Genomic DNA, 20,064 nt, shown 5'->3' with positions numbered 1-20,064 from the left:
TGCCTTGTCGGCGGAGTCCTCTCCCCGTCAGGAGAAGAACGTCCAGCTGCCGAACCACTTGAGGAAATGCTCCGCGTAGCTGCGGCTGATCGTGAGGCCGGTCAGCACCGGATAGAACATCGCCAGCAGCGCGGCCGCAATTCCCACATAAAGTCCCGTCGCCAGGTTCGCCGAGCTTCGGTCCATCTTCTCCGGCAGGCGGATCAGCACGTACACGATGCACAGGATGAGGAACGGCACCGTCGCGTAGTAGTGGTAGATGAACGTCAGGCGCGGAATGCCGACCCACGGCAGGTACTGCGAGAGCAGCCCGATCGTAATGACGAGCAGCGCGCGGCTGCGTCTTTTCCAGGCGGCCGCGAAGGCAGCGAGCGCGCACGGAATGCCGGCCCACCAGATGAGCGGGTTGCCGAGGCTCATGATGCTGGCGATCTGGCCCTCGGCTAGGCCGGAGCCGCCATAGTACCAGATCGGCCGGCGGATGATCGGCCACTCCCACCAGGTCGAGGCGAACGGATGCGTCGCCACGAGCTTGGAATGGTAGTCGTACATGAACTTCTGGAACTCGATGACGTTGCGCAGGCCGTGGCCCGGCCCCGGCACGAGCATGAACGGGATGTACGTCAGCGCGTAGACGACGGCGGGCACGGCGACGAAGAACAGGAAGCCCGCGCCGATCAGCTTCGCCGGCACGCGGCTTTCCGCGGCCGCCGCCTCCGCTCCGCGCGGAATTCCTGCGCCGCCGCGAGCCGCGTCCGCTCCGCGCGAAGCCCCGGACACGCCTGGCGCTCCCTCGCGCGAAGCCTTCCACCGCCGGTATATCGAGCCGAAGAACAGGACGGCCAGGCCTGCGCCGGAGTAGACGCCGACCCATTTGACCGACGCTCCGAGCCCGAAGAAGACGCCGGACAGCGCGAACGCCTGCAGCGCCGGCCACAGCCTCGCTCCGACGACGTTGCGCTGCAGGAACCGGTTCATGAAGTGGTAGCTGAGAAGGATGAACAGGACGGCGTACGTATCGACCGTGCCGATCCGCGACTGCACGAGCGGCATGAAGTCGAGCAGGATGAGCGAGGCGGCCAGCAGGCCGGCCTTGCGCGAGTTGAACAGGCCCCGCGCCAGCGCGTACATCGCCGGGATGAGCAGCAGCCCCGCCAGTCCTCCCATCACCCGCCAGCCGAACGGGTTCATGCCGAAGATCGAGACGCCCGCCATGATGATGACCTTGCCGAGCGGCGGATGCGTCGTCTCGTACGGCTCGATCCGATGCAGATGCTCGAACGCCGTGCGCGCGTGGTAGATCTCGTCGAAGTACATGCTGTTCTTGTACGAAGGCTTTGCCGGCACGAGCGACTGCTCGTCGAACAGCGGCGAGCCGCCCGTATCCAGCAGCGGCATCGTCCGGCCGTCGGCGTCGATCACTCCCGCTTCGTACAGGACGACGCCCGGCGTGCCGGTGATGCGCACCGCCTGGATCGTCTGTCCGCCGATGCCGATCGACTTCCACTGGAAGACGGTGCCGCCGTCGAGCTTCTGCTCGGCCGGAGCGCCGAACGTCGTGCCGTCCGCGGACAAGGCGACCTGCACCGTGCCGCTGCCGATGCCGGCGTACAGCATGACATGATCGGCCGGCTGCGGACCTCCCTCGAGCTGCACCGTCACCTCATGGCTGGCCTGCGTCGGCGCCCACGGCGTGGACGGCGCCTTGGCGTCGCCGAGCTGCCAGAACATGAGGATGGCGTAGACGGCGACCAGGCCCGCGATCGGCAGCCATTCCTTGCGCCGTGATATGCGGGTCGTGTCCTCGTACGGCTCGGGACCGGACGGCTCGTTCGCGGAAGCCGCGGAGCCGGCTGCCCGCTGTGGCGCAGGCGCGTCCGGCAGCTTCCACGCGCCGCCGGCGGCCAGCGCCAGCGATCCGTACGAGCGGCCGCGGACGAGCTGGACGACCAGATGGACGAGCGCCGCGCCGGCGAGCAGCTGGAGCAGCGATACCGTCACCATGAGGCCGTCGCCGTTGGCCCGGTAGAAGCTCTGCTCGATCGCGTCCCGCAGCACCGGCGCCGTATTCGCCAGCACCGTGAGCGTCAGCGCGCCGTACAACGCGAGCAGCCGCTTGCTGCCGGAGACGATGAACGCCGCCAGCGCGAACGCGAGCGCGGGATATAGGTAGCGCTCATGCATGCCGGTCTTCAGCAGGAAGACGAGCAGGGCTCCGGCGAAGGCCGCCAGATAAAGCCCTTCGCGGCCTTTTTTCCAGCAGATCAGCCCCATCGCCACGAGCGCGGCGAGCGCCCCGACGTTGCCCCATGCCGAGAGCTCCAGGCCGAGCCAGGTGCGGGTCGTCTCGATGCCGTTGTAGCCGAGCAGCCCGTACAGGTTGAAGGCGTTGAGCGTGGCGTACGGGTAGGACGCGAACATGTTGCCGTAATGCTCGATGATCCAGCCCGGCTCCCTGCCGATCGCGAACGGCAGGAGCAGCAGCAGCGCGCTGCCGATGCCGGCTCCGGCGGCCTTGAGCCAATCGGCCGGCCGGCGGCTCGAGAGCAGCGCGAACAGCAGCAGCGGCAGGAACAGCACCGCTTGCGGCTTGACGAGCACGGCGACGGCGAGCCAGGCCGCGCCGGCGGCGTAGCGGCTCGACGTCAGCGCCCGCACGGCCAGCAGCACGAGCAGCGCCATGACGGAATCGACCTGCGCCCACAGCGCGGAGTCGAGCCAGACGGCCGGGCTGAACACGTACAGCGCCGCCAGAAACGCGCTCAGCCTCGTGCCGAAGCGGCGGCGGGCCAGATCGTACAGCAGCCAGCCGGCGGCGAGATCCGCGAGCAGCGCCGGCAGCTTGACGAGCAGGATCTCGGGTCCGGCTCCGAAGCCGAGTCCCAGCGCGCTCTTGAGCATCCCCAGCACCCACAGGACGTAGATGTAGCCCGGCGGATAATCCGCGAACACGCCGTCCTCGAAAAATCCGTTCAAGCCCGTCTCGTACGCCCGCTGCGCCCATAGGCTGAAGTCGGTGTAGTCGACGGGATGGCCCTGCATCGTCGGCGCGAGCAGCAGCCGCAGCAGCAGGCCGGCTCCCAGCACGAGCCAGATCGCGCGGCCGGAGCGGCCCGGCTCCGGCTGCCGCCGCAGCTCCGCGGCCAAGCCGGCGGAGACGCGGCGGCCGAAGATCGCGCTCCAGCCGATGTACAGCGCCGCCGCGAAGGCGATGCCGCCGAAGATCGCCAGCGGCATGAGGAAGCCCGGCGCGCCGGCTCCGGCGGAGGAGTCGCCGCCCGAGCCCGGCGCTACGGTCGACGGATCGAACGAAACGGCGTTCGCCGCCGCTTCTCCCTCGACCTCGACGAGCGACACGGCGGCGAAATCGGCCGTGCCGGTCGTCTCGCTGCCGTAGCCGCCGAGACGAAGGGCGACGTCGAGCTCCTGCTGCTCGGGACCGGTCCGTCCGTACAGCTCGACCTGCTGCCAGACGCCCGCGGTATCGAATGCCGGCGCGGACGTGTCCAGCACGCCGAGCACGGACAGGTTCGCGCCGGCCGAGCCGGACGGCACGCCGGATGCGCGGATCATGCCGCTGAGCTTGTACAGCGTGTCCGGCTTGACCGCGACCTTTTGCAGCCAGCGGGCGTCGTTCGGCTGCTGGCTCGCGACCCGGACGTAATGCGCGGGATCGGAGCCGCTGCCCTGCTCCAGCGTCCATGCCGTCACCGATTCGTCGAGCTTGTAGCCGTCTTTGGTCCAGCCTTGCGGCAGCCCGTCCTGGGACGCCTCGAAGCCGCCGTTGACGACGAGCTCCGTCGCCGCAAAGGCTGCCGGACGTCCGGCCAGCGCCATGACGGCGACCAGCAGGATCGCCAATGCCGGGCGTATGTATGTAAGCTTCACTTCGTCCTACCATCCTCTCCTGGCTGCATGACTTCTACCAGATTAGCATACCGGACCCGCTTGCGACACCCTCAAAAGACGCAGCTTCCGAGCGGATTCGATCTCTTTCACCTTTGCAGGAGAGGAAGGCCGGGCGCAAGGGGAAATTTATCGGCGTCACGGAGGAAAAAAAGCGGCAGGCGGCCGTTTCGCCGCCGGGAACCCGCTTGGTAGAGCGAAAAGGACGAGAGCCCCTGTCGAGGCCTCGTCCCTTTCACGTTCATGATCTTATTTCGTCAGCTCGCTCAGGAACCGGAGCACGAGCGCGGCCGTTTCCGCGCGCGTCGCGACGGCGTTCGGATCGAACTTGTTGCCGTCCCGTCCGGTCAGCAGGCCATGTTCGGCTGCGGCTTGGACGGCCGGCTTGGCCCACATCGGAATCAGGCTGTCGTCCGCGAAGGAGGTCTTGCTTGCCGCTGCGGCTTTCAGGTCGGCGGCGCGAGCGAGCAGCGTCAGCAGCTCCGCTCTCGTAATCTCTCGATTCGGGCGGAACGTCCCGTCTTCATAGCCTTGGATCAGGCCAAGGGCCTTGATCTGGGCGATCGCATCGGCCGACCAGGCCGGGAAGGACGCGGCATCCTTGAACGGCGCCGGCGCGGCTGCGCTTGGAGGAGGCAGCAGGCGGCTCAGCATGACGGCCAGCATGGCGCGGGTCGTCTTGCCGTCCGGCTGGAATGTCCCGTCCGGGTAGCCCTGGAAGATGCCGAGCTGGATGGCTTTGACGATATCGTTCTGTGCCCAGTGGCCGACGGCATCCTTAGGCGTCTCGACGGCTGGCGTCGGAGACGGTGTCGCGCTTGGCGCCGGAGTTGCGCTTGGAGCTGGAGTTGCGCTCGGCGAAGACGACGGAGTCGGAGTCGGCGTCGGCGTCCAGTAAATCGGCGGCGCTGGAGTCGTGGTCGACGTTGGCGTTGGCGTTGGCGTCGACGTTGGCTCAGGCGTCGGCGTCGCGGTCGACGTTGGCGTCGGTGTCGTGGTCGACGTTGGCTCAGGCGTCGGCGTCGCGGTCGACGTTGGCGTTGGCGTCGGTGTCGGTGTCGACGTTGGCTCAGGCGTCGGCGTCGGCTCCGGATGAGCCTGGCTCGGATTGCCGTAGATCGGCAGCTCCTCGAAGATCCGTGTCGTCAGCGTCCGGTTGCGGTCGCCGGATATCTCCCAGTTCATCATGCCGGCCAGGTTTTGCGCCCGCACATGGATCGCCTTGTACGTGATGGATTCCTCGTCGTCATAGGAGATGAAGGCGCCTGTTTCTTCGTTGAACAGATAAGGCACTTTGGCCTTGTCGTTCCAATGCCGCTTGTAGGTGGACTTGGTTACGTAATTCTCTTCCAGATCGGTGAAATCGAACTTGCCCGCTTCCCATGTACCGTCCGTGGACGGAGAGGCGCATGCTCCGTACTCGCCCGCGCAGCCGATCCAGCCGTTGCCATAGGACGGCACGCCCATAACGAGCTTGTAGTTCGGCACGCCGTTGTTCAAATGTCCGGATATTCCGCCCGCCACATTGTTGCGCGGAGCGGTCGATTGCTTGTTGGCCGGATCATAGTAGAGCGGCGCGTTGTGGTAGGCGGAGCTGTGCCAGCCGCCGCTGTAGTCGTAGGCCATGATGTTGACGAAGTCGAGGTAGCGCACGGAATTCGTGAAGTCGGCGTTGCGCGTGAAGTTGTCGCCTTGTCCCGAGGCGATGGTCAGCAGATAGTATTTGCCGTCCTTCTGCCCGGCGGCGTCCAGCGTCTCGCGCAGCGTCTTCATGAGCAGCGTGAAGTTCTGGGGATCATCGGGGCTTCGGTAGTTGTCGTCCTCCCCGCCCTCGACCGGGTATTCCCAGTCGATGTCGAGTCCGTCGAAGCCGTAGCTGCGCAGGTATTGCAGCGCGGTTTGAGCGAACGTCAGACGGGTCTCTTCCGTAGCGGCGAGCTTGGAGAAATACTTGGACCAGCTCCAGCCGCCGGCGGAAACCATCAGCTTGAAGTCCGGGTTCTGCTGCTTCATCGTCCGGAGTTCGGCGAAGTTCGGCATGTCGTCGGCCGGCGCGCCGAGCACCATGCTGCCGTCGAACACATAGCCGGATTGGTCGGCGATTTCCGGATTCCGGCATTCCCTGCCGCTTTCGCCGTATCCGCCCCAGCAGACGTCCGCGAACGCGTAATTGATATGCGTCAGCTGGCTCGTATCGATGTCGGATGGCTGGAAGTTGCGGCCGCTTTCGCCGCGAGCCCACGAAGCATAGTAGTAGACGAGATTGTAGTTGTGGCCCGGCGTCGCCTTGACTTGGGCGCTCGTCGGAGAAGTCCACAGATCATTTTTGGCCACGACCGTGAAGGAGTACGGCTGGCTCGTCTTCAGCCCCGTCGCCAGATAGCGCGGCTCCGCCGAGGTGCCGAGAAGGTTGCCGCCTTCGAAAATTTCATAATACGTCGCGCCTGTCACGGTCGCCCAGCCGAGCGTGACCTCGGACTTCGTCGCCGTGACGACCTGCACGTCCTTCGGAGCGTCCAGCTGGCCCCAGATCAATCGAACCGGATCGCTTTTCGGAGAGTTCGGCCGAGCTTTCGTCGAATCCTGCGCGGCGACCTGCAAATAGACTTCTTGCCCGACCGTCAGCGTCGAGGCGTCCAGCTTGTAGGTGCCGGAGCCGTTCCAGATGCCTCCCAGCCAGCTCGTACGGCTGTAGACGTCATATCCGTCCGCTCCGGGAACGTTTTCAAACTTAACCGTCAGCGACTCGTACGTGACTTCCGTCACTCTCGGCTGATGAGGCTTTTTGAGCGGAGCAGGCGGAACGGTCGCCGTATCGGCTGCCGTCGTGAAGGTGATCCGCTCGCTCGGCACACTGGAGCCGGAAACGCTTGCCTGCCGGATGTAGAACGTGTACTCGGTTTCGGGCTCCAGTCCGCCGAGCTTGACCGGCGGAGCTGCGAACCAGCCTTGGTAGCCGAAGCCGCCGTCCGGCCTTGTCTTGTCTTTGGTCACATAGATGTCATACCCCTTGTCTGGATCATGCCGGTCGTTGAGATCCCAGCTCAGCATGGCGGTCCGTCCTGTAATTTCCGACACCTGCAGATTCGTCGGCGGCGGAGGCGGGCCTTCGGCCGCGGTTGCGGATGCCGGCAGGGAGATGAGCCCTGCGAGCAAGGTCAAGCATAAAAGAGAGGCTAGCTTTGCGGCAACGTTCTGTTTCCATCGTCTGTTCAACCTCGATCACCTCTGCGGAAGATTGGGGGAAGAATGAATTCGCGACTTGCCTGTCTGCGCCTTGCCCGTGCCTGTCCCTCCCTTGTCTCTCGAGCTGGATACGAGGTCCATTTTCGCATCTTTTTCCGCTATTTCCTTCCCATTTCCTAGAATCAGCGCGTATCTATCAGAAAAAGTGGGAAAGTATCAAACGATTGCGAATAGTGAAAAAAAGGAGGGAAAATCTCCCCCTTTTTCGATAAGATATTTCCCCCGCCGAACGTTGTTCCGCCTCTTGATTTCCTACGCTTCCCTTGATCTAGAACGACAAAAAAAGCCCATCCGAACGAAGTCGGACAGGCTTTCCATTCCAATCGGCCGGGCTTGCGAGAAGCCGCTTGTTCCGGCTGTCACGCTTCTTTGTTCTTCTCCTCGCCGAGCGGAACATGCAGGATATCCAGCACGAACATGAAGACCGGGATGCCGATGATGAGCCCCCAGATGCCGAAGTAATGCTGCGAGAAGACGAGGATGACGAACGTATAGAACATCGGCAGCTTCGTCTTGGACGCCATCAGCCTCGGATTGAGGACGTACGCCTCCAGCGCGTGGATGAGCAGGATCATGACGATGACCCACAACACGAGCGTGATGCCTCCTGCCTGATAGCCGATGATGCTGATCGGCACGAACGAGATGATGACGCCCGCCACCGGAACGAGGCTCAGCAGGAACACGATGATCGTCAGCGCGAACAGGTACGGATAGCCCATGATCCACAGGCCGAGCATCGTGAACACGGTGTTGAACAGCGCGATGACGAGCTGGACCTCGATGACCTTGCCGAACGAGGAGACGAAGCGCTCGGAGAAATAGGCGATCTCGTCGTAGATCCAACCGATCTTGCTCTTCTGGAACTTTTGCGTGAACGCGCGGATCTTGGTCTTTTGCAGCAGGAAGAAGAAGCTGAGCAGGATGACGATCAGCACGAGCTCCAGCATCTTGCCGATCTTGCCGAGATACAGGAACGCCTGGTCGACATACGTCTTGTAGTCGATCTTCTCCAGCTCCTCGGACAAGCGCTTCGAGATGTCGTTGCCCTCCGTGGAGTTGAGGAAGCGGATGATCGTATTGATCATGTCCCGGCCCTGGGTGACGAGCTGCGGCACATAGTTGGAGATGCCCCAGGCGAGACCGGAGAGCAGGAGCACGTACAGCAGCACCGCGACGACGATCGGATGCACGGGCACCGCCTTGTTGATCCATCGGGTGACGAGTCCTTGCAGCCGGTTCATCACATACGTGACGAGAAACAGCAGCAGGATCAGATTGAGCATGTGCCGGAGGCTGTAGAGCAGTCCGACGAGCAGCAGCAGGACGACGATCCTGCGGACGGCAGGTGCAGCAAAAAAAGCGCGCAACGATTCCATGACTTCCCTCTTTTACGTGAAGGTTCTCGTGCTGGCGCGCATCGCGTCAGGACCGGGTAGGCCGCGATGCGCGCCAGGCTTCTCTACATTATTACCGATGCAGGCCGCGCTGTCGATGCGAAGCGGCCGATCGGCCGAAAAAAGAAGCCCGATCTGCTCCTGTGCAGACCCGGCCCCCGGCGATCAGCGGACATGGATGGCGTCGTAATACTTGGCCTGCATCATCGCGGCCGCCTCGTCCAGCTTCGCCTTCAGGTCGACGTCCTTTTGGGAGAACACCTCCTGGATGATGCCGGTCATCGCGCCGTAGTATTCCTGCGTGTTGTACTGGGCTTCCGGCTTGCCGTCCATCCGCTTCGTCGACTCCGGATCGTACTTGTACACGTTGTCGTAGTTGTCGTAGATCGACTTGAGCTTCCGGCCGTATTCCGAATCGTTCTTGTAGTAGCTCATCTGCGGGGGAATGTAGTACTTGCCTTCCGCCCGGCGCGCCTGGATGTCCTTCTCGACGGCGGTCAGATAGTTGTCGGAGAAATAGTCGTACGTGATGTAGCGGAACGCCATCTCCTGCTCGTCCTTGCTGGCGTTGGGGTTGATGACCAGATAGTCGCCGCCCATGACGCCCGTATGCTTGCCTCCGGCCTGGGCCGCCGGCATGGGATAGGTAGCCACGTCGCCCGGCTTGAGCCCGCCCTGGTTGAGCGCCTGGTCGAGCACGCCTTCCGCGCCGGCGATGACCATCGCGGTTCGTCCCTGCGCGAACGCGCCGACCGCGTCGTCCCAGCCGAGCGCCCAGTCCTTCGGAATGGCGTTCGCTTCCCAGCGCAGCTTCTGATAGAACTGCAGCGCCCTCACGGCGGAATCGGAGTTGAACGCCGCCGTCACCTTGCCGCCTTCGACGGCCTGGATCTGGCCGCCGGCTTCGAACAGGAAGTTGGTCCAGTTCCAGCCGGATTCGTTGCCTTTGCCCATCAGGGCGATTCCCGAGATGCCTTTCCCCGGATCCGCCACCGCCTCGGCCGTGTTCAGCATGTCGTCCCAAGTCCAGTCATACGACGGGGCGGCCACGCTTTTGTCGGCGAGCAGCTTCTTGTTGACGATGGTCGAGGTGGAATAGCCGTTCTGCACGATGCCGAACACCTTGCCGTCCTGGATGAACTGGCTTTGCAGCGTCGGATTGATGTCGTCCTTGCGCTCGTAGCCATGCCACAGCTCGGTGATGTCCGCCGCCCAGCCGCGCTGCACGAGGAAGCCGGCTTCCGTCGCGAACGTGTTGAAGAACGTCGGCGCCTCGCTGGCCGCCATCTTCACGCCGATCTCGTCGACATTGTAGTGCCAGTCGCTCTTGTTGATCGTGACGTTCGGATATTCCCGCTGGAAGCGGGCGATCTTGTCGTCTTCGGCCTTGCGCTTCTCCGCTTGGTCCGGCAGCGGATAGTAGATGCTGATCGTGATCTTCTTGTCTTTGATGTCCTCTTCGGCCGGCGCCGGGGCGCCGCCGCCGCTCGCATGCGGCTGCCGCACCGCCGTTCCTCCTCCGCTGCCGCCCGTCGCGGCATGGCCGGAGCCGCCGCTGGCGGCATTGTCTCCGCTGCAGCCGGACAGCAGCGCCGCCGCCATCAGGCAGCTGATGAGCGCGGTCGACTTGCGCATGCGCAGCCCCCCCCCTTTTTTGCCTTGCTCGGTTACTTGCCTTGGCTTTCCTTTTTCAGCTCGCTCGGGCTGTAGCCGTAGTACTTCTTGAAGATCTTGCTGAAATGCTCCGGCGATTCGTAGCCGACCCGCTCCGCCACCTCGTATCGCCTCAGATCGGTCGTCAGCAGCAGCCGGCGTCCTTCCTCCATCCGCAGCTTGATGACGTATTCCCACAGGTTGTAGCCGGTATTCTTCTTGAACAGATAGCTGAGGTAGTTGGGACTGACATGTCCGCGCTGGGACACCTCGTGCAGCGTCAGTCCCTTCTGCGCGTAATTGTCCTCGATGTAGCGCAGGGAGCGCTCGACGATCCGGTTCGTCTGGGCGGAAGCCTCCTCCTCGCCGGGCTGCTTCGCCGAGCCGCCCTCCGCCTCGCTCCAGCTGAAGTCGCCGTAGTAGAATACCTTCTGCCCCGGATGCCGCATCCGCCACTCCAGCGCCCGCCTTGACTGATCCGCCAGCAAGTGGAGGAAATCCGGCCCGCGGGCGATCTGGCTGATGCCGACGAGCACCGGGAGCCGCAGGAACGAGTCGGCATGATGATGCAGGCTCCGTCCGATCATGTCGAGCTGGTTGATCTTGCTGACCGTCCCGTCGTCGTAGCGCTCCTCGCTCCAGCCGATGACGAGGCCGACCTCCCCGTCCGGCAGCGCGATCGGAACCGGATTCCAGTCCTTGCCGAGCAGCTCCGTGGAGAGGTTCATGACGGCGTAGCCGAGCAGATCCTTGTCCCGCGGCGACAGGTCCGGGCGCGCGTCGAACTCCGGATGGATGCGGATGACGGCAAAATAGGGTCCCGTCTCCCGCAGTCCGGCGGCGTCGGCCAGCTCTGCGGCCTGCGCCGGCGAGGCGGGCGATCCGGCGAGCAGCCGCTCGAGCGCCCGGCGCGGCTCGCCGTCCGGCGCCTGCAGCGCGAAGCGGCCGCCGAGGCTCGCCGCATAGTCGGGCTCGCTCTCGGCCGGGCGCTCGGCCTGCAGCAGCGCGTTGCGCACGCTGTCGAGCAGCTGCGCCGCGTTCAGCGGCTTGATGAGGTAGTCGCGCGCGCCGAGCCGCATCGCCATCTGCGCGTACTGGAACGTCTCGTGCGCGGAGACGACGATCGTCTGCACCCACGGCTTGATGAGCCGGGCCTGATGCATCAGCTCGATGCCGTTCATGCCCGGCATGCCGATGTCGGTGATCATCAGGTCGACCTCCTCCAGCCGGAGATAGTCGAGCGCCTCGAAGCCGTTGCTCGCGGTGTGGATGTCCTCGATGCCGAGCCCGGCTCCGGCCAGCAGGCTGGACAGCCCCTTGCAGATGAGCGGCTCGTCGTCGACGATCAGGATGCGGTGCATGTTCATTCTCCTCTCGGTGGTCCAGATGTCGAGTTCTCGTCCAGCAGCGGCAGCTGCAAACGCACCTCGGTGCCTCCGCCCGCTCTCGGGCCGATCGCCAGTCCATAGCGCGGACCGAACTGCAGCCGGATGCGCTGGTCGATGTTGCGGATGCCGTAGCCGATCGACGGCGAGCTGTCCGGCTCGGCCAGCCAGCTCTGGATGGAGGCGTAGTCGACCGCCTTGTAGCCGTTGTCGCCGACCGTCACGATCAGGCCTCCGCCCTCGTCCGCATGCGCCGCGACGACGATCTCGCCGTCTTCGCCCATGTGCTTGATGCCGTGGACGATCGCGTTCTCGATCAGCGGCTGCAGCGTGATCTTGGGGATGAGTGCCGAGCCGAGCTCCTCCGGGATGTCCCAGCGCACGCGCAGCTCCGCCTCGTAGCGCCGGCGCTGCAGCGCCACGTAGGCGGCGGCGTGCTCGCTCTCCTCCGCGAGCGTGATCAGCTCGCGCCCGCGGCTCAGGCTGATCTTCATCAGCTTGGACAGGTCCTTGATCATTTCCGCGGATTCGGAGTGGCCCTCGAGCGAGCTTTTCCAATAGATGCTCTCCAGCGTGTTGTACAGCAGATGCGGGTTGATCTGGTGGTACAGGATCTGCAGCTGCGCTTCCTTCTGCCGGATGTCCGCCTGGTACTTGTCGGCGATCAGGCTGTTGAGCCGGCGCGCCATGCCGTACACGGCCGAGATGAGCACGCCGACCTCGTCGCTGCGCGACTGGCCCGGCGTCTCCGGCACCAGCCTGCCCGGCTCGTACTTGCGGACGAACAGCGACAGCCGCTGCAGCGGCGTCATGAGCGAGCGCCAGAAATAGATCATGATGATGCAGCCGACCGCGACGTAGGCGGCGGAGATGAGCAGGATGACGTTCTTGAGCTCGCTTTGCTGCTGCAGCATCGCCTGCAGCGGGATTTCGTAGATGAGCCGCAGACGAAGGCTGTTCTCGCCGCTCGCCATGTAGATCCGTTCCCCCTCGATGAGGTGGACCGGCAGGTTCGAGCGCGCATGGGCCGCCTGCTCCGCGAGCGCCGGCGGCAGCTGCAGCCGCGTGCCGAGACGGTCCGGCAGCGTGCTGCTCATGACCGTGCCAGCCTCGTCGACGAGGCTGATGTCGCCTCCCGGCAGGCTGACCGAGCGCATCGTGCCGACGAGCTTGTGCTCCAGCTTGTAGGCGACGAGCACGCCGATGACGCCGCTGCCCTCGGCGATGTTGTTGACGGCGCGGACGTAGGCGAGCGTCGAGCTCTTGTCGAACGCCGTGTTGGTGGCCGTCACCTGGACGAAGCCGAGCCCCTTGAGCCGCACGGCCTTGTCGAACCAGTCCGGCTTGGTCTTGGCCGTGAGGAAGTAGACGCCGTTCTGCGTCATCTGGATGGAAGGAGCGAAGAAGAATTCGCCTGAAGGATCGTAGACATACAGGGAGTAGTACACCGGCGTCTCGCCGTCCGTGCCGGTCGAGTAGGCTCGCAGCAGCTTGTCCATCTCGGCGTATTTCTTGACCCGGTCCAGCACCGGCTCCCGCCTTCCCGGCACGATGCGCTGCGTCACCGGATTCTGGATGATCGTCGTCGTGATGCGGTTGATGCTGTCCATTTCCTTGTTGATCATGAGCAGGTTCTGCTTGTTGAGCTCGGCGTAGGCGCCGGTGACGTTGTCCTTCATGATCGTCTCGGCCTTCATGTTGCCGTAGGCGAACAGGCCGAGGATGGGCAGCGCCATGAACAGGAACAGAAGGATGAGCTGCAGCTTGACGCTCTGCCTCGTAAGCGGATTCAACATGAGCGGGCGTCCTCCGTGCGCGTTCGCAAGTACCCCGATTATGGACCGGAACGGGGCGGATTTCAATCCCTTGGCGCGAAAGGAAGAATCATTTCCCGGGCAATCCCTTGCATAGGAATTCCCTGCTCTGCGAAAGCTAGCCGAAAATGCCGCGCTTGACGCGCGGCGGAAGGAGCGGGACGTCCATGAGCTCGGCCGTACTTCTGGAATATCTGTGGGTGCTGGCGGTGCTGATTGGCCTGGAGGGCATCCTCGCGGCGGACAACGCGCTGGTCATCTCGATCATGGTCAAGCATCTGCCCGAAAAGCAGCGCAAGAAGGCGCTGTTCTACGGCTTGGCGGGCGCCTTCGTCTTCCGCTTCGCCTCGCTGTTCCTCATCTCGTTCCTCGCCGACGTCTGGTACGTGCAGGCGATCGGAGCCGCGTACCTGCTCTACATCTCGATCAGCCACATGGCCAAGCGGCTGTTCGTCAAGCAGAAGCAGCACAAGAAGGAAGCCGAGAAGAAGCAGGAAAACTTCTGGGTGACCGTCCTCAAGGTCGAGCTGGCGGACATCGCCTTCGCCATCGACGCCATCCTCGCCGCGGTGGCCCTGGCGATCACGCTGCCGCCGACGACGCTCCCCCGCATCGGCGGCCTCGACGGCGGGCAGTTCAGCGTCATCCTGGCGGGCGGCATCATCGGGCTCGTCATCATGCGCTTCGCCGCCACGTACTTCGGCCGGCTGCTGGAGCGCAGGCCGGGCCTCGAGACCGCGGCGTTCGCCATCGTCGGATGGGTCGGCATCAAGCTGGCGGTATATACGCTGTCCCACCCCGATGTCGGCGTGCTGTCCGAGAAGTTCCCTAAAAGCCTCGGCTGGAAAATCGTATTCTGGGGCGTGCTGCTGGCGATCGCGATCGGCGGCTGGTTCCTGTCCAAGGAAAAGAAGCCTCCGCAAAGTCCGGAGGCGGGGGCGGCCGGGACGGAGCCGGTTTAGCAAAGGAATCCAAGGCAGATTTATGCCTTGGATTTTTTTCGGGCCGGATTCCGGCGAGCCAAAGGAAATTCTCGGTTCTGCCGCCCACGCTCGTTTGAAACAGTCTCGGCGGCAGCCTGCGCCGCTGGCGCTCAGGCGCTGCCGGCGGCGCGGCAGTCCTCCAGCGTATCCTGCGCCGACTGGCGAAGCGGGATGCGCGGTGCCCAGCCGAGAGCGCGCAGCGCGCTGGCGTCGATCGGCTCCGGCGAAGCCGCCGTGCTGCCGCCGATCTCCATCGGCAGCGGCACGGCGGCCAGCTCCCGGTACAGCTCCGCCAGCTCGCCGAGCGGCGTCATCCTGCCGCTCGCCATGGCGTAGCTGCGGCCTGCGGTCCCCCGCTCCAGCAGCATCTCGTAGCCTGTCATGGCGTCCCGCACGTCGAGAAAATCGCGCGCTTCGGTGGCAGAGGACAGACGGAACGGAGGCGGAGCCTGCGTCTCAGCCGCTGCAGATGGAGCGGGATCGGCGACAGCATCGCTGCGGCCTGACAGGGATGGATTGGCGGCATCGCTCCGGCCTGGCAGGGATGGATTGGCGGCAGGCGCGGCTTGCGCCGGATCTCCAGCCTGCGCTGCCGTCCGCTCGCAAGCGGCCGCGTAGCGGGCGAGCAGCCGGCTCAAGCCGGCGGAGGGGCCGGGGCCGACGAGGTTGGAAGGAATTGCGACAAGCACGTCGAGCCCGTACAGCGCATGCCAGCCCAGCGCCGCCTGAGCCTGCATCGCTTTGCTCAGCGCGTACGGATGCAAAGGCTTGACAGGCGGCGGACCGTCCGCCGAGCCGCCGAGCATCGAGCCGGCCACGACGATCCGGCAAGGATGCCCGGAAGCGCGGACCGCCTCCAGCAGCCGGACGGTGCCCATCAGATTGAGGTCCAGATAACCGGATGGATCGGCCCAGGAAGGTCCGGCGGCGTTGAGCCCCGCCAGATGAAGGACGGCGTCCGGACGCGTCCGGCGCAGCAGCTCGGACAGGCTGTCCGAGCCGGGCTCCGACAGGTCGAGCGCCTCGAGTCGGACGAGAGACAGCCACTCCGGCTCATCGCGGGCCGGCCGGCTCGCGAAGGCGAGAGAGGATGAGCCGGGAGCGCCGTCATCCGAGGCATCGGCGTGATCGACGGCATTCGAAGCGTCCGGGGCGTCCGGGGCGTCCAAGGAATTCGAGACATCCGAGGCATTCAAAACATCCGAGGAATCCACGCCAGTCTCGGCTCCTGGGGCATCCAGGCTATCGGCGGCATTCACGGCATCCACCGCATCCGTCGCATCCACGGCTTCCATCTCATCTACGGCATCCGCAGCACCCACGGCATCCATGACATTCATGGCATCCGTCGCATCCACGGCATCCGCAGCGACGAACCAGTCAGGACGTTTCGCCGGATCCGCCCAGAACGGCGTCGATCCCGGACGGACGCAGGCGACGATCTCCCAGCCCGCCCGTGCGAAATGCCTCACCGCATGCGAGCCGCAAAAGCCGCCCGCTCCGGTGACGAGCAGCCGCTTCCGACGGCCGGACGATTCCGCTTCGCTCCGCTCGCCGGCTGCGCCTTCTTCCAGCCTGCATCCTGCCGATCCGCCGGTCTCGTGACCGCCCGTTTCCTTTTCCAGCCTTCGGCTGGACGACCTTCTCCAATTGGAGGCTTCGGCTCCCTTTGGCCCGCTCGTTCCCCCGATGCTGCGGCTGGACGATCCGGATTCGCTTCTTTCCCGCCTGTTCGTTCCTTTCCCTGCCATTGTGCCTCTCCCCTCCCGACCCGCATCATTTGCTTCATAACGCTGCTTGCCCGGCCCGCTCCTTTGAATGAAGGCTCGTGCAGCAAACGACTTCTGGAGCTGAAGACCGCCCATACGCTGATGTATCTAAAAATGCGGAATGCGTCGAAAACATGCTAGTTGCATCCTTTTTTTGCCGCCGCCAGCTTATCGCCCTCTCCAAAACGGGGACTATCGGCCATCCACGGCTCCGGTTGACGTGGAGAAGAAGCCAGCACCGAGCGTCGATGTTCCGTGGCTGCTTTGATCGATGAACCTTGACTGCTCTGGTCTATGATCCATGACTGCTTTGTACGAAAGATCGTACAAATTCTCCGCTCACTGATCAATTCCGACCCCTTTGTACGATAAATTACACAAAATCCTCACCTGACATTTTAGGAAGGTTGAGTTTATATGAAAAATCATATAAACTGCTCCAATGTCTTCCAATCGATCAAAGTTTGTGTGATTAATCACACAAAGGGAATGATTCTATTCGCAAATCGTCACCGAGAGTCCCCTCCACTTGCGCTGCAGGCCCCCGACATGATTTTCCGCTGAGATTTTACCGCTGTGAATGTCGTGCGGGATTGCGCTGGACTGCCCCTTCGCCGAAAAAGCAAAAAGGGAGCAGGAAAAGGACCGGCTGCGGCGACATGCCGAAGCCGGTCCAAACCTCGCCGGGCTGTTGCCGCCACTAGGCCATCAGCCCCCGCGCCGCTCCCATGCCGCCAGCTCGCGCACCATGTCCGGGATGCTTGGCGCCCGGTAAATCCAATCGGTCCGCACCGCGCTCAGCGTGCGGTCGATCTCCGGCTCTGCCGCCGGCACGATCGCAACATCATCGCGGCCGTACGCCTCCTTGAACCACTCCAGCATTTCCAGCTTGCTTGCCGGAGCCGCCGCCAGCAGATGCACGAGCCCGCCGATCTCCGGATGCGCCGCCGCATGCTCGACCGCCTTGGCCAGCTCCAGCGTCGTCACGCCGTTCCAGTAGACGCGGCTGTAGCCGGACACCTCGCCCGTCTGAGCCAGGAACCAGCGCAGCAGGCCGATGCCCTTGGGGCTGGCGTCGGGCCCGATGATCGACGTGCGGATCGTCAGATGGCGCGGATCGTTCACCTCGCCGAGCGCTTTGGAGCGCGCGTAGACGGTGATGCCGTCCGGCCGGTCGAGCTCCGTATAGCCGCCGCGGTCGCCGAGGAAGACGCAGTCCGAGCTGATGTGGATGAGCCGAGCGCCGATCTCGCCGGCGGCGAAAGCCAGCCAGTGCGGCAGCAGGCCGTTGACCGCGTACGCCTCCAGCGGATGCGCCTCGGCGTCGGCGTTGAGCTTGCCGATGCAGTTGACGATCAGCTCGGGACGGACCGCCGCCACCGTGCGCCGCACCGCCTCCAGGTCGGAGGCGTCGAGCGGCAGGGATCCGTCCCCGCCGCCGCGCGTCGTCCAGCTGAGCTCGAAGCCGTCCCGGCCGCGAAAGTAATCGACCATCATGGAGCCGGCCATGCCGCCCCCTCCGAGGACGAGCAGCCTCATTGCAGGAACCCGCCCCTCCTCAGCATGTCGCGGATCTGCTCTTTGTCCATCAGGTTCTCGCTCGAGCAGAAGCTGTCGAAGTCGACCGCGTCATACGTGCTGTACCGCTGCTGAAGCCCCGGGATGTCGAGCGGCGGCAGGATGACCAGGTATTCCTTGTCGTAAATGACCGTGCTCTTGCTCTCGAACTCGGTCAGCAGAATCTCGTGCAGCTTCTCGCCGGGGCGGATGCCCGTCTCGACGACCTCCGCCTGCACGCCGATGTCCTCCATGAGCACCTCGGCCAAATCCTCGATGCGACAGGTCGGCATCGTCATGACGAAGATCTCGCCGCCGAGGCTTTCCTCCGACGCCTTGAACAGCAGGCTGATCGCGTCATGCAGCGTCAGGAAGAAACGCGTCATGCCGCGGTCCGTCAGCCGCACCTGGCCCTTCGTCTTGATCTGGTTCGTGAACAGGTGGATGACGCTGCCGTTCGTGCCGAGCACGTTGCCGCCGCGCACGCAGACGAACTTCGTGTCCGTGCTTACGAGGTTCGCGTACACGATCAGCTTCTCGCCGATCGCCTTGGTCATGCCGTAGAAGTTCGACGGGTTCGCCGCCTTGTCGGTCGAGATGTAGATGACGCGCTTCACCTTGTTCAGGTTGGCGGCCTCGATGACGTTCTGCGTGCCGAGCACGTTCGTCTTGAGCGCCTCGTACGGATGCTCCTCGCACACCGGCACATGCTTGAGCGCGGCGAGGTGGAACACGTAGTCCACGCCTTGCGTCGCCTTCGTCAGCGCCTCCAGGTCGCGGATGTCGCCGATGCGGAACGTGAGCCGCGCATCCTCGAACATGCGGCTCATCGTCACCTGCGCCGACTCGCTGCGCGAGAATACGATGATTTCCTTCGGATTTTGCGGCAACAGCTGCCGAATCAGCTCATGCCCCCAGGAACCGGTTCCGCCGGTGACAAGGATGCGAGAGTTTTCAAACATTCCATTTCCCTCCAAGCACATATTTCACTACGATGTCCGAAACGTCCAAAGCCTCGTATCCCGCCGGGATGCCCCAGCTTGCCGGCAGCGCCGTCATGACGTCGACCGCATCCGCGATATTGCCCGCCCGCAAGCCGCTCACGACGTTGCTGCCGCAGTCGACCGTCTCGGGACGCTCCGTCGTGTTGCGGATCGTCACCGTCGGCACGCCGAGCAGGCAGCATTCCTCCTGCACCGTGCCGCTGTCGCTGACCGCGCACCAGGCGTCCCGCTCCAGCCGCACGAAGTCGAAGAAGCCGAACGGCTCATGAAACTCGACCAGCGGATGCGGCTGCACCGCCGTGCCGCCGGCGTCGATGCGCGAGCGGGTGCGCGGGTGGATGCTGCAGACGATCCGCTTGCCGTGCCGCTCCGCGATCCGGTTCAGTCCGCCGAGGATGCCGTCCAGATGGGCCGGCACGTCGACGTTCTCGGCGCGGTGCGTCGTCACGAGCACATAGTTCCGCTCCTGCAGGCCGAGCCGCTCCAGCACGCCGCTGGCGTCGATGCGGTCCTTGTACTGCGCCATCACCTCGCCGATCGGGTTGCCGGTGCGCACGATTCGGTTCGCCGGAAAGCCCTCGCGCAGCAGGTTCTGCTTGCTGTACTCGGTATACGGCATGTTGATCGTCGCCACGGCGTCGATGATGCGGCGGTTCTTCTCCTCCGGCACGGTCAGGTCGTAGCAGCGGTTGCCGGCCTCCATATGCGCGACCGGGATGCCCATCCGCTCCGCTACGATCGCGCACAGCGCGCTGTTCGTATCGCCGAGCAGCAGCACGATGTCCGGCCGCTCCTCGCGCAGCAGCCGCTCCATCTCGCCGAACATGACGGACAGCTGGCCGCCGAGCGTGTGGCTGCCGCCCGCCATCACATGGTCGGGACGGCGCACGCCCAGCTCGCGAAAGAACACGTCGTTCAGCGAATCGGTATAGTTCTGTCCCGTATGCACGAGGATGTGCCGGTCCGCCAGCCGGTCGAGCTTGCCGATGATGAGGCTGAGCCGGATGATCTCCGGCCGCGTGCCGAGCACGGTCATCACTCGCATTCGTCCATTCCGCCTTTCGGGTTGAAAATAGATGCTCTAGCGCTTCTTCCTGCCGGCTCTGCGGCCGGCAGAGCCGCTCTTGCGGCGGCGCGAGGCGCCGCCGGCACGCCCGCGCCTGGCCGGGCGGCTGCGCTCGCCGAGCCGGGCTCGCCGCGCGCGGCCGGACTTGCCGCGGCGCAGCCGGCCCTTGCGGCGCAGCCGCTCCCTCCGGCCGCCGGCCCAGCTTGGCGAAGCCGGCGCGGGCGGCTCCGCGGCCGCCGGCTCCGCAGGCCGTCCGGCAGCTGGACTCGCGGCACGCCGCCGAG

The 20,064-nt window shown here is 64.5% G+C and carries 12 protein-coding genes; 1 reads left to right on the top strand and 11 read right to left on the bottom strand.

Annotation, left to right across the window (positions count from 1 at the left end; translation table 11 throughout):
• Positions 1 to 27: 27 nt before the first annotated feature.
• From H582_RS29825 to H582_RS0105650, 6 genes are all read right to left on the bottom strand, one after another.
• Positions 28 to 3,888, bottom strand: a complete 3,861-nt coding sequence (locus H582_RS29825; RefSeq protein WP_127464583.1) for a glycosyltransferase family 39 protein — start codon at positions 3,886 to 3,888, stop codon at positions 28 to 30.
• Positions 3,889 to 4,155: 267 nt separating this feature from the next.
• Positions 4,156 to 7,062: a glycosyl hydrolase family 18 protein gene (locus tag H582_RS29820; protein ID WP_255309795.1), complete on the bottom strand. Its 2,907-nt coding sequence runs from the start codon at positions 7,060 to 7,062 to the stop codon at positions 4,156 to 4,158.
• Between the two features lie 449 nt (positions 7,063 to 7,511).
• Positions 7,512 to 8,531, bottom strand: a complete 1,020-nt coding sequence (locus tag H582_RS0105665; protein ID WP_028597760.1) for an AI-2E family transporter — start codon at positions 8,529 to 8,531, stop codon at positions 7,512 to 7,514.
• A 183-nt stretch (positions 8,532 to 8,714) separates the two neighbouring features.
• Entirely contained in the window at positions 8,715 to 10,184 is a 1,470-nt protein-coding gene (locus H582_RS0105660) for an ABC transporter substrate-binding protein (RefSeq protein ID WP_028597759.1), read from the bottom strand.
• A gap of 32 nt (positions 10,185 to 10,216) precedes the next feature.
• Positions 10,217 to 11,563, bottom strand: a complete 1,347-nt coding sequence (locus H582_RS0105655; protein WP_028597758.1) for a response regulator — start codon at positions 11,561 to 11,563, stop codon at positions 10,217 to 10,219.
• 2 nt (positions 11,564 to 11,565) lie between these two features.
• The gene (locus tag H582_RS0105650; RefSeq protein ID WP_028597757.1) at positions 11,566 to 13,383 is read right to left on the bottom strand and encodes a cache domain-containing sensor histidine kinase; all 1,818 of its coding nucleotides are present in this window, start codon (positions 13,381 to 13,383) and stop codon (positions 11,566 to 11,568) included.
• A gap of 185 nt (positions 13,384 to 13,568) precedes the next feature.
• Between H582_RS0105650 and H582_RS0105645 the strand changes: the two genes are divergently transcribed.
• Positions 13,569 to 14,363 carry a TerC family protein gene (locus H582_RS0105645; RefSeq protein ID WP_028597756.1) on the top strand — a complete coding sequence of 265 codons (795 nt, stop codon included), beginning with the start codon at positions 13,569 to 13,571 and terminating at the stop codon, positions 14,361 to 14,363.
• Positions 14,364 to 14,494: 131 nt separating this feature from the next.
• Here the strand turns inward: H582_RS0105645 and H582_RS0105640 are convergent, their stop codons facing one another.
• From H582_RS0105640 to H582_RS32330, 5 genes are all read right to left on the bottom strand, one after another.
• Positions 14,495 to 16,135, bottom strand: coding sequence for an NAD-dependent epimerase/dehydratase family protein (locus tag H582_RS0105640; protein WP_028597755.1), 1,641 nt, complete (start codon positions 16,133 to 16,135; stop codon positions 14,495 to 14,497).
• 726 nt (positions 16,136 to 16,861) lie between these two features.
• Positions 16,862 to 17,692 carry a dTDP-4-dehydrorhamnose reductase family protein gene (locus H582_RS0105635; protein WP_028597754.1) on the bottom strand — a complete coding sequence of 277 codons (831 nt, stop codon included), beginning with the start codon at positions 17,690 to 17,692 and terminating at the stop codon, positions 16,862 to 16,864.
• Positions 17,689 to 18,672 (bottom strand): polysaccharide biosynthesis protein, encoded by a 984-nt coding sequence (locus tag H582_RS0105630; RefSeq protein ID WP_028597753.1) that lies wholly within the window; start codon positions 18,670 to 18,672, stop codon positions 17,689 to 17,691. Before H582_RS0105630 ends, H582_RS0105635 begins: the two co-directional genes overlap by 4 nt.
• A complete protein-coding gene (gene wecB, locus H582_RS0105625; RefSeq protein ID WP_028597752.1) occupies positions 18,665 to 19,759 on the bottom strand; it encodes a non-hydrolyzing UDP-N-acetylglucosamine 2-epimerase in 1,095 nt (364 codons plus the stop codon). The genes H582_RS0105630 and wecB overlap by 8 nt, the downstream gene beginning before the upstream one ends.
• Before the next feature lie 36 nt (positions 19,760 to 19,795).
• The coding region (locus tag H582_RS32330) for a hypothetical protein (RefSeq protein ID WP_043110971.1) at positions 19,796 to 20,064 on the bottom strand (269 nt) is incomplete at its 5' end.

This window comes from Paenibacillus pasadenensis DSM 19293 (assembly GCF_000422485.1).
In the GTDB taxonomy this organism is placed as follows: Bacteria; Bacillota; Bacilli; order Paenibacillales; family Paenibacillaceae; genus Paenibacillus_O; species Paenibacillus_O pasadenensis.
The sequence above is the reverse complement of the archived record's forward strand: the minus strand, read 5'-3'. Positions and strand labels throughout refer to the sequence as shown.